This is a genomic window from Bradyrhizobium sp. Leo170, from assembly GCF_004296405.1.
Classification (GTDB): domain Bacteria; phylum Pseudomonadota; class Alphaproteobacteria; order Rhizobiales; family Xanthobacteraceae; genus Bradyrhizobium.
Window position 1 is genome coordinate 1 of the sequence record NZ_PSRR01000317.1, and the last position, 10,118, is coordinate 10,118.

Annotated in this window: 7 protein-coding genes and 2 pseudogenes; 5 read left to right on the forward strand and 4 right to left on the reverse strand. The window is 59.3% G+C overall.

The window, feature by feature from the left end; genetic code table 11:
* Positions 1-238 precede the first annotated feature (238 nt).
* On the reverse strand, positions 239-421 hold the full coding sequence (locus CWO89_RS34745; protein WP_130227191.1) for a hypothetical protein: 183 nt from the start codon (positions 419-421) through the stop codon (positions 239-241).
* 914 nt (positions 422-1,335) lie between these two features.
* Here CWO89_RS34745 and CWO89_RS34750 point away from each other — a divergent pair.
* The 5 genes and pseudogenes from CWO89_RS34750 (at position 1,336) to CWO89_RS34770 (ending at position 5,954) form a co-directional block, all read left to right on the forward strand.
* Entirely contained in the window at positions 1,336-1,839 is a 504-nt protein-coding gene (locus CWO89_RS34750; protein ID WP_130582955.1) for an alpha/beta fold hydrolase, read from the forward strand.
* Positions 1,836-2,081: an alpha/beta fold hydrolase gene (locus tag CWO89_RS49760; RefSeq protein ID WP_130582956.1), complete on the forward strand. Its 246-nt coding sequence runs from the start codon at positions 1,836-1,838 to the stop codon at positions 2,079-2,081. Before CWO89_RS34750 ends, CWO89_RS49760 begins: the two co-directional genes overlap by 4 nt.
* 820 nt (positions 2,082-2,901) lie before the next feature.
* Positions 2,902-2,993 (forward strand): annotated as a pseudogene (locus CWO89_RS49765) (carboxymuconolactone decarboxylase family protein); the annotation flags it as partial.
* Between the two features lie 9 nt (positions 2,994-3,002).
* Positions 3,003-3,333, forward strand: a pseudogene (locus CWO89_RS34765) (epoxide hydrolase N-terminal domain-containing protein); the annotation flags it as partial.
* Positions 3,334-3,401: 68 nt separating this feature from the next.
* Positions 3,402-5,954 carry an ATP-binding protein gene (locus tag CWO89_RS34770; RefSeq protein ID WP_130582957.1) on the forward strand — a complete coding sequence of 851 codons (2,553 nt, stop codon included), beginning with the start codon at positions 3,402-3,404 and terminating at the stop codon, positions 5,952-5,954.
* 613 nt (positions 5,955-6,567) lie between these two features.
* Here the strand turns inward: CWO89_RS34770 and CWO89_RS34775 are convergent.
* The 3 genes from CWO89_RS34775 to pdxR all read right to left on the reverse strand — a co-directional run bounded on the left by CWO89_RS34775 (position 6,568) and on the right by pdxR (position 9,775).
* Positions 6,568-7,575 carry an NADP-dependent oxidoreductase gene (locus tag CWO89_RS34775; protein ID WP_463701113.1) on the reverse strand — a complete coding sequence of 336 codons (1,008 nt, stop codon included), beginning with the start codon at positions 7,573-7,575 and terminating at the stop codon, positions 6,568-6,570.
* Between the two features lie 124 nt (positions 7,576-7,699).
* Positions 7,700-8,134, reverse strand: a complete 435-nt coding sequence (locus CWO89_RS34780; RefSeq protein ID WP_130582958.1) for a cupin domain-containing protein — start codon at positions 8,132-8,134, stop codon at positions 7,700-7,702.
* A gap of 237 nt (positions 8,135-8,371) precedes the next feature.
* Complete coding sequence (gene pdxR / locus CWO89_RS34785) at positions 8,372-9,775, reverse strand: MocR-like pyridoxine biosynthesis transcription factor PdxR (RefSeq protein WP_130582959.1); 1,404 nt, start codon at positions 9,773-9,775, stop codon at positions 8,372-8,374.
* Positions 9,776-10,118 lie beyond the last annotated feature (343 nt).

Sequence of the window (10,118 nt, forward strand, 5' to 3'; positions counted from 1 at the left end):
GCCTGTAAAGGGGGCAGCCTGTTCTCCCGCTGGCTAGCACGCGTCAGTAAGGGCGGGACCGCATCATTCACCGGAACGTCGAGCCGGCTCAACGTTCGGACGGAAGCTCGCCAGCAATCCTTTCAGCGCCTCTTGCTAGCGAGCGACCAAGCACGACATTGCGCTCTCGGCCGTGCGCAACGCGCGATGGCTTCGCCGATGTCAGGGGCCGCCCACTGCCACAACGATTACCCTGCCTTCAGCGATCTTTCATTGCCAAGTCCTTATCGTCCCTGTTCAGATCTTTGTCGTCGGCGAGCCCGAGCGTCCCGGAGTCGTCATGCACCAGGTCGCGATCCTTGCCTTCGGTCTTGTCGGCATCATTGACGACGGCCTGGCGCATCTGCGCCGGTTGATGCTTGGAATTCAGCTCCACGATCATGAATCGTGAGTCTGACTCCAACTCTCTCCGCCATAGATTTTGATTCTTTTGATGTTTCCGTATTTTTGACTCGCCGCGTTAGTCCCGAAAATGCGTGCCATTTCTTTTGTCTCTTATCTTGACGCCGGGAGATACAGCGCACCGGGGCAACTTCCGGCTTAGGAGCGGAGAGGGGGGCTCAAGCTCTCGTCATCGAATGCCACACGATCTCGTCTGACCTATGCCGGGGCTGATCGAAAAGCCAGCCCGGCTCGGGAGTTCAATCAGCATCTTCCGCGATGCGCTACGCGCAGACGGTTCGAAGAAGCGCCAGACGCCGTAGGCGAGCGCGAATGCGCCGACAACGACGCGCAAGTGATCCGTCGCAACAGATGGTCAGTCGGGATCATCTCGTCGAGGGTCAAACTCAGAAGAGAGCTGCCCTCCGATCTCGGTCCTGCCGCCCCCTCCTGCCACCTCTTCAGCAGGAATCATTATTCGCTCGGCACCTCAAGCCCTTTCGCTAGCATCGGCCAGAAGAAGACATCGACCGGCCATTTGATCAACTCGTCGGCGATCCGCCATAAGCAATGGCAATGATGATCGGAGCCTTCGCAGGCTTCTGGATTCTGAAGCAGGAAAAATTCAGCCTCGGGAGATTGCGACGATGTGATAGCAATTCATCTGTCACTTGGTGTCGATGAATAAAATTAAACCTCATGCACAAAAAAGGCGGATGCGGGCCGAGTTCTAAAAATAATTTCGCGCGTCTTTGGAACGCGCCAAAGAAAAGCGCGTTAAGCCGCAAAATCCGCGAGATGTTCCGCGGTTTGGAAACTCCACAGGACCGGCTGAATACCGCGGCGACCTAGCCCGGTACACCCCGGCTCTCTCTCGTCGGAGGCGGGCGTCAACTGATTGACGGAGCCAAATCGATGGTTGACCTACCCACGATCACTATAGTTCTCCTGCATGGCGCATTCGCTGAGTCGTTGTCCAACTGGAAACCTGTCCTCGAACTATTGCTCACCAAGGGATACAAAGTGGTCGCGGCTCCGAACCCGTTGCGTGGAGTGAGTAGCGATGCCGCCTATATTTCTTCCATCCTCAAGACGATTGATGGCCCTATTATTCTAGTCGGTCATTCCTACGGCGGTGCGGTCATCACCAACGCGGCCAATGGCAACCAAAGCGTGAAGGCGCTGGTCTATGTGGCCGCCTTCGCGCCGGATGTAGGGGAGAGCGTGGCCACGCTGTTGCGCCGCTTTCCCGGCAGCACCGTCGAGGCGAACACGGCGGCCCCCATTCTGCTCGCGGACGGTAGCCGGGACCTGTACTTTCAACCTGACAAGTTCAGGGCACAGTATGCGGCTGACCTCTCGGAAACTGAAACGAAGCTGCTGGCCCTGACACAGCGCCCGATGGGGAACGCGCCATGACGGAGGTGTCTGATGTTGCAGCCTGGAGAGCCATTCCGTCCTGGTTCATCTTTGGAACGAGGGACAACAGCATTCCGGCTAACCTGCTGAGATTTATGGCGGAACGCGCGGGATCGAAGAAGACCGTCACGATTGAAGGTGCCTCACACGCCGTCATGTTGTCGCACGCTGACGCCGTTGTGGAGCTAGTTGAACAGGCTACATCGGCTGTTCGAGAAGGCGGCAGCACTGCTTCTCCGTAACAAGAGGGCTTCGGCCCCATTCGGGCAGGCGCACACCTAGCCCAATATGCGCCATCTCCTGTTACAGGAGAACGCCATGAAGGTTTCGAACCACTCTCACCCGGGCCGCCCTCACATTGGTGGTCGCGCCTTCCGCAATTTTGATTGGTAGCTTGAGATCAACCAGCCGTGCTGCAGGAGGGACATCGAAAGCCATGTCCTTCGTTAACATAATGCGTATTGTCGCCGGGATCGGTCCCACGTCGAATTCGAAGGGCATTCCGCGCCGGAATTCGCGCTCATGCCCGATGATAAGCCCGAACGAGCGACCATCTATCAGTCGAAACCAATCCACCGAGTAGCGCCTTTGGCGGGTTACCGACTCCGGGCGGGTGATCTGTTGGCGACGACAGCGCGCGATTAAAGCAATTCCCGAGGTGCAAGCTGAAAAGTGCGACGTTACCACAGCAGAGTTGAATCTGGCAGCCTCGACGGTACACGATTTTTGTCCGTTCTTGGTGCTTTTTCCGGACGCAGCGAGAGCATTTATCCGGGGCAAGGATGCAACAAGGAGAGCGCGGTCATGACAATGCGATCTATCGTCGGCGCGGCCGTTACCGCTGTCGCCGTTGCCACTGCAATGCCGGTCGCTGCCCGCGGCGTCGGCGAACCGGTAACGCCGCACTTCCAAAAGGCTATACCCAATATTCTCGGCAAATCACCGGTCGCTGTGGCTATTGACTATAGGCCGGGCGCCGCGTCGGCTTCCCATACCTACGCTGGATCGGCTCCTATGTTCGCCACCGTGCTCCCAGGTGAATGAGGGACCAGGCGGATACGCGTGGATCTCACGATCGCGATCGCCTGATGAACGCCTATAACTGCATGGCGATCAGCTTTCGGAATAGGCCGCAGGCTGCGCTTGGAAAGTAGATGCGCCAGTGGGGCACGGACTGCGACTGGCGAAAAGCCGAAGCCAAGTTCGGAGCCCTTCCGCAATTCACGACGATGATTGATGGACTAGACAATCACTTCACCCACGTCCGCTCGCGTCATTCGAACGCCCTTCCGCTGATCAATAGACATGGATCGCCCGGCTCAGTATTCGAGCTGCTTAAAACTGTGGGCCCGCTTAGGATCGTAGGCGCTATGGCGGATGCGCGGAGGACGCAGTCGTCATGCCTTCGATTTCTGGCTTTGGCTTCGCCGGCAAGCCGAAGGGCACCGGTTCGGTCCCGATCGCATCGCAGGCGAATGTTTCGAACTGTCGAGATGTACAGACCAATTTGCAGGATGGCCTATGCGGCATCCGCACGCTCGCTATGATCAGGGTGCCCTCGAATGACAATCTTTTCACGCCTATGGATGCTTCTTGCGGTCGCATTGCTGCCCGCGATTGCGATCCAAGGGTACAATGAAGTTGAGCTGCGCCGCACGCGCCAGGTCGAAGTACAGAACCAGGCGCTCAACCTGGCTAAACTCGCCGCCAAAGAGCAGCAGCAGATCGTTCAGGGCATTCGGCAAGTGTTGATTGCGCTGTCGGAACTTCCGGCGATCAAGGCGAAGGACAGCAAAGCGTGCAATGTGGCCCTGGCAGGGATGAAATCGCGGTTTCCGGCATTCCTCACTTTCCTGGTTGCCGACCAGAATGGCCAACCTTTCTGCGACACCGACAGTGATCGTAGGCCGGTCAATGTCTCCGGGCGGCCCTACTTTGCGGAGGCGTTGAAGACCGGTGCGTTTACTGTGGGAGAATTCTCGACCGGTCTTTCAATTCACCGGAAGCTCGTTCATTTTGTGCTGCCCTTCTATGGAGAGGACGGTCGAATAGGCGGGGTCGTTATCGCACCCCTCGGCCTTGATTGGCTTGCAGACTACATTGCACGGATGGATGTTCCAGCGGGAGCGGCGCTGGCGATCACGGATCGCAACGGCACGTACCTTGCCCGCTATCCCGATAACGGCAAGTTTGTTGGCAAGAAAGAACCGATTCTTGGCCACGGTCTTACGGCAGATTTGATTGACGTCGACGGCGTCGACAGAATTGTTGGTTTCTCCGGTCTCGGGCCCGATTCCGGAGGGCTGCGCGTCAGTTTTGGCCTCGATAAGATGGGGGCCTTTGCCGAGATCCAGCGTCGCACGCGACACGACATCCTGCTAATCACCTTAAGTGCCATGATGGTGTTAGTTCTGACGCTGCTTGGGGCCCGGCAGTTCATTCATCGCCCGCTTGGTTTATTGCTCGATGCCGCCAACCAATGGCGGCTCGGCGACTACTCCCGCCGCGTGAACATCCGAGATAAGTCCGAAATCGCGCAGGTCGCCGACGCTTTCAATACCATGGTCGACGCGCTGGAACGTCGTGAGCGGGAATTGTCCGACGCGAAGGAGAGAGCGGAGGACGCCGCGGCCCGGCTCACGATGGTCTTCGAAAGCACGACCGACAGCGTCGTCATCATTGATCGCGATTGGCGCATCAGCTTCTTCAACCAAAGGGCTTGGACGCAGATCGCCGAAGGGCGAGAACTCATTGGCATGAACTTGCAGGAGGTCCTTTTGGATGCCTCCAACACGGAAGTCCTCAGCCAGTTTCGAAAAGCCATGTCGGGCCGCCGTCCGGTTTCGTTCGAAGTACACTGCCCTCGGCGTGGCCTCTGGTATGCAATCAACGCGTTCTCTTCGGGCGAGGGTCTCGCGATCTTCTTCCGAGATATCACGGAGGAGAAGCATGCTGAGGAAGCGCGCCAGCTCATTGAGGAGCAACTGCATCAGAGCCAGAAGATGGAGTCCGTCGGACAACTCACGGGCGGCGTTGCTCATGACTTCAACAACCTGCTTGCCGTCGTTTCGGGAAGCCTTGAGCTCATCGAGGGCGCGGCGGATGACGGCAATATCCGTCGGTTCGCCGCAACGGCGCGACGCGCGACTGATCGGGGAGCGAAGCTCACCGCACAGCTCCTCGCCTTCTCCCGCCGGCAAAAACTCAACCCCAAACTGGTCAACGCGAACGAGCTGATCTCTGAATTCGAGGGGCTCGTCCGTCAGGCGGTCGGAGGAGGATGCGAGGTCAGAATGCGAACCGACAAGCGGCTATGGCTGTGCCAGGTCGATCCATCCCTGCTGGAGACAGCCCTCCTCAATCTGGCGCTAAACGGTCGCGATGCGATGCCCGGTGGCGGCGTGCTCGAGATCGAGACGCGGAACGTCGTCCTCGATGAGGGAGCCGTAGCCGAGTGCCCGGCCGGACCATATGTGAGGCTGACCGTCGCCGACATAGGCCACGGGATGGCTCCCGAGATTCGGGATCGGATTTTCGAGCCCTTCTTTACGACCAAGGAAGTCGGCAAAGGCACCGGCCTCGGTCTTAGCATGGTCTATGGCTTTGTCCGGCAATCCAACGGGTATGTTACGGTCGACAGCGCGCCCAATGCCGGCACCACGATCGCGCTCTACCTGCCTAAAGCCACACAAGAGCCTCATGCCGAGCTGGAAACCGAGCAAACTCGAGCTGTGCGTGGAAGCTCAGAGCGAATTCTCTTGGTCGACGACGATGACGATCTGGTGGAAGTCACATCAGCAATGCTGACCACCTCCGGGTATCGGGTTCTCTGTGTCCACAATAGCACCGAAGCCATACGGATTCTCGAGAGCGGTCAGGAATTTGACCTACTCTTGAGCGATATCGTAATGCCGAATGGACCGAATGGTGTTGAGCTCGCACGCGAAGCGAAACGACGGAGCAGCGAGATCAAGATACTGCTTACTTCCGGCTACGCGGACGATGTGCTCGAACGTCACGCAGCGGTCGACGAGTTTCGACTTATTCATAAGCCGTTCCGCCTATCCGAACTAACTCAACGTGTGCGTTCTGTGCTGCAGGAAGACGACGGTTAGGCAGGGATGAAAATGACGGCGCGCCTATTTACCAGCTTGCAATCCGGAGGCAGTCCATGCGTGGACTGGAGCCATACAACGGTCAGGCCGCTGCCGTTCGACCCAGTCGAGCTTTTCCGCCGCGAACGACGTTGATGCTGAGGACCGCATGGAAACGGACCGACATGCTTCCATGGGTGCTATCGCGCCACCCAACAGCCGACGACCGTCCGCCCGCAGCCGCCGTTCACGCCGAGCAGCAAGCTGCATGTACCATGGTGAAAGGGGCGTCGGTGCCAAGCCGAACTGTAAAGCGCGGGACGCGATGTCCATGTCCAACGCAAACTCGGGGAAGCGAAACGACCACTGCCAGACTGCGGCAAGTTAGCTTAGCTTCGTTCAAAAAGCCGGGGCATCAAGCCGATACTAAACCGCATCTCGCTAATGGTTCGCTTTGACTACTGCCGAACGCAGTCCGCGCGCCAATCTATTCGAAGACGAAGCCTTGATCCTGACGGCAGACGAAAAGCGTAACATGCGTATCCGCGCCCGCTGGGACGCGTATTCTCGACCTGCGTGGGGACCCCCTGCCGCCTTCACGCCTGCTTGCCGCCAGGCTCATAGTAAGCCGAATTCAAGCGGACGCGGGGACTTCGCCTGCCGCTTCTACGTTGAGGATGATCTTCCCTTTCGGCGGCCGCAACCGACCTTCCAACATCATGTGAGCGTCTCGCGCACCGGCGAAAGGGAGAACCATGCCGACATGGGTTTTCAGTTCACCGCGATCGATAAGGTCGGCAATGCCGCGCAACCGCTCGGTGCTCACCTCTACGAGAAAAAACGCTGCGGTGACACCGTGGTGTCTTGCGCGGGCTTGGTCAGGCTGGGATACCGCAGAAATCAGCTTGCCGCCCGGGCGAAGAACCTGAAATGAACGTTCTTGCGTCTCGCCTCCAACCAGATCGAGCACCGCGTCGGCATCCTTCACCGCATCTTCGAAACGTTGGGCATGATAGTCCAATACCTTGTCCGCTCCGAGAGACCGTACATATCCGATGTCTTTGGTCCCAGCGGTCGCGATGGAGCGCAGCCGAGCGCGACGAGCGAACCGAACCGCGTAGGTTCCGACGTTTCCTGCAGCTCCGTGGATGACTACCGTCTGACCCGCTTGGAGGTGCGCATGGTCGAATAGAGCCTGCCACGCCGTGACTGCGACAACGGGAACTGACGCCGCTTCCGCATAAGTCGGCGAGCTTGGCTTCTTCGCGAGCATCCCAGCAGAGGCCACCGCGTACTCTGCATAGGCGCCAAGGAACTGGCTATTGGTCACGCCGAAAACCTGCTCCCCAAGGGCGATATCGGAAACACCCGAGCCCAGAGCCGCGACTGTTCCGGACAGATCAGAGCCCAGCGTAAGCGGAAGAGGCTGCGGCAACGCGCTCTTGCCGGCCCTGATCCAGCCGTCCCAGGGACCAACTCCCGCAGCGTGAACTTCGATAAGGACTTCACCCGGGCCAGGAACCGGTCTGGGTATCTTCTCGAGAATCATCGCTTCCGGCGGTCCGAATTCGTGTACTCGCCACGCCAACATGGAGGGAGGAGCTAGGCCGTCGGTCGCATTGCCGACAGGAGTATTTGCCATGTTGGGCTCCTTGCTAGGACATGAGTCAGTTTCTGGTCCTCGCCGAGTTTCAAACACTGCGCCTGCGCTTGACCATTTCCTACAAGCCGCGAACATCCTACGAGGATGATCGGCTTCGCAGGCTTTATCGCGACTCTGAATTCTGGTCTGGTGTCGTCAATGGCTCGTCCGCGGCATCGACGATGAACACGGCCAAAAGGCTGGCGGGCTCGGTCGCGCTGGCATTTTCGCTGACCCTATGATGCGCTCCGGGTTCCTCGTGGAAGCTCTCGCCTGCCTGGTAGACCTTGGCGGGCTCGTTCCCCACCACGCTTCGAATGGCGCCGGTGAGCACATAAGCGTAGATGAAGGCCGACTTGGCGTGGCGATGCGGCGCGGATTTCCCGCCGGGTGGATAGCTCACGACAACGGCGACCAACTTCTTGCCGGGGATATTTGGAATCGCATGCTGAAAAACCGGCTTAACGGTTTCGTTCTCGTGTGCACCTGCAGCCGACACTTCGACCGCTACTAACATAAGTGCTGCACCAAATAGTGCCACTGCTGAGAAAGTTCGCATCACGTGCTCCCTAACAGGTTCGACTTTGTTTGGCCCTCCAGGTAGCGGGCTGGGCAGTCGAAAGCGGAACGATTGCGCAGAAGAAGGCAGTGTTCCCCACGAATGGAGGGTGCGGTGGATCATGTCAACTGGGTGCTACTCACCCGAGATAGCGAGCAGCCTGATCGGAAACAGTACCAAGAGTGGCAACTGTCAATGTACCATAGAGAGAGTTGGCATCGATGTTCAGTTGCAGTGTTATCGGGTCAACTCCAATAGCCGACGACAATCCGCCGGCAGGCGCCGTTCATTGAGATTGGTCACGCCGAGCAATAATCCTTGCTGTCGGGAAGACTGCATGTACCACGGTGACAGGGGGGCGGGGGCCAAGCCGAACTGTAGGGCGCGCGAAGCGATGTCTACGTCTGACGCAAAATCGGGAAGGGACAGAATCACTGCCAGACCCGCGGTTGCTTGCACCTTTACCGGGTCAGACGCCGTCTCTCCCAGGCAATGAAGCAGGGCCTCCCGTCGGGCGGCGTAAAGGCGCTTCGTGCGGCGCAGATGGCGAAGATAACACCCTTCCCGCAGGAACTCCGCCACCGCGCGCTGCACGGCCGCAGCCGGTGCCGGCGCCAAGCAAGCAGCGACCTCACCGAACCGATGACCCTGTTCCGGCGGCACGACCATGAAGCCCAGGCGCAGCGCCGGGCTGATCGTCTTGCTGAAACTGCCGATGTGCAGCACCCGTCCCCCATGATCGAGGGATGCAAGAGCCGGAGCCGCCCGTCCCTTCAGTTGCAGTTCGCTCAGGTAATCGTCCTCGATGATCCAGGCGTCGCTCCGCCGAGCCCAGGCGAGCAGGGCAAGCCGCCGCGGCAACGACATCGTCATTCCGAGCGGCGCGTGCTGACCTGGTGTCACAACTGCCAGTGCCGCTCCGGGGGCAATCTGGATGCCGGCGGCAACATCCAGGCCTTCCGCATCGACCGGGACAGCTGCCACAGACATGCCGGCCAAGCCCAGCGCAGTGCGCGTGAGCGGAAAACCTGGATCCTCGATCCAAGCGCCCATCCTTCCAAGCTGAAGCCCTTGGATCGCCAGACCGAGCGCGCCGGAGAATCCGCCCGTTATGAGCACCTGAGAGGCACTGCAGCGAATGCCGCGGGCCAGCCCCAAGTAAGCCGCGATCTGCTTGCGCAGTTCCGGGTCGCCACGCGGATCCGGATACGCCACCGGCGCCGCCGCGGCTCCGCGGGTCGCACGAGTCAGGATGCGCGACCACAGCTTGAACGGGAAGGCATCTTGAGAGGGCACGCCCATCTGAAACGCCAGCGGCGCGCTTCCGAACTCATGGAAGAGGTCCGGTAGAGGCGGGACTTCCCGCGACCACTCGGGCGTTGAGGATCGGGACGGCCGCTCGGCCACACGCGTTCCTGCCGGCCCGAGACCGATCGCGAATTGCTCCGTGATGAGACGTTCGTAGGCCACACGCACGGTGCCGCGGGAGACGCCGAGCTGAGCGGCCAGATCGCGCCAAGAGGGCAACCGTGCGCCCGCGGCGAGCCGCCCGTCCTCGATGCCCTCTCGGATCGCGCAATAGATCTGGGCAGCCAGCGGGGTCCTTCTGGCACGATCAAGTTGGATGGGGAGGACAGCCATGGCGCGATGGTACAGTCAGAATTGGCAATCTTGGTACTGTTTTATGATCAGGGCAAACCGATCTGTTCGCTATGACCAACGGCCTGAGCGGCTCTGATGCAACTCAATCTTTTGTGGCAGGGCTGTCCAAAGCGGTAGGCTTTCTCAGCCGAGGCTTGGTGCCGCATAAGGAGAACGCTAAGTGATTCAAAGTGTGGATTGGCGCAACTTCGAGAATTCACCCCGAGCGGAGGCGCGTTTTTTCAATCGGACCGCAGCAAATCATCTCGTATCAATCTTCCATGGTATGAGCGAGTTGCGAACGCGCGAAGGCCGTCCACTCGTGGTGGAAGCGGGTCCGGGG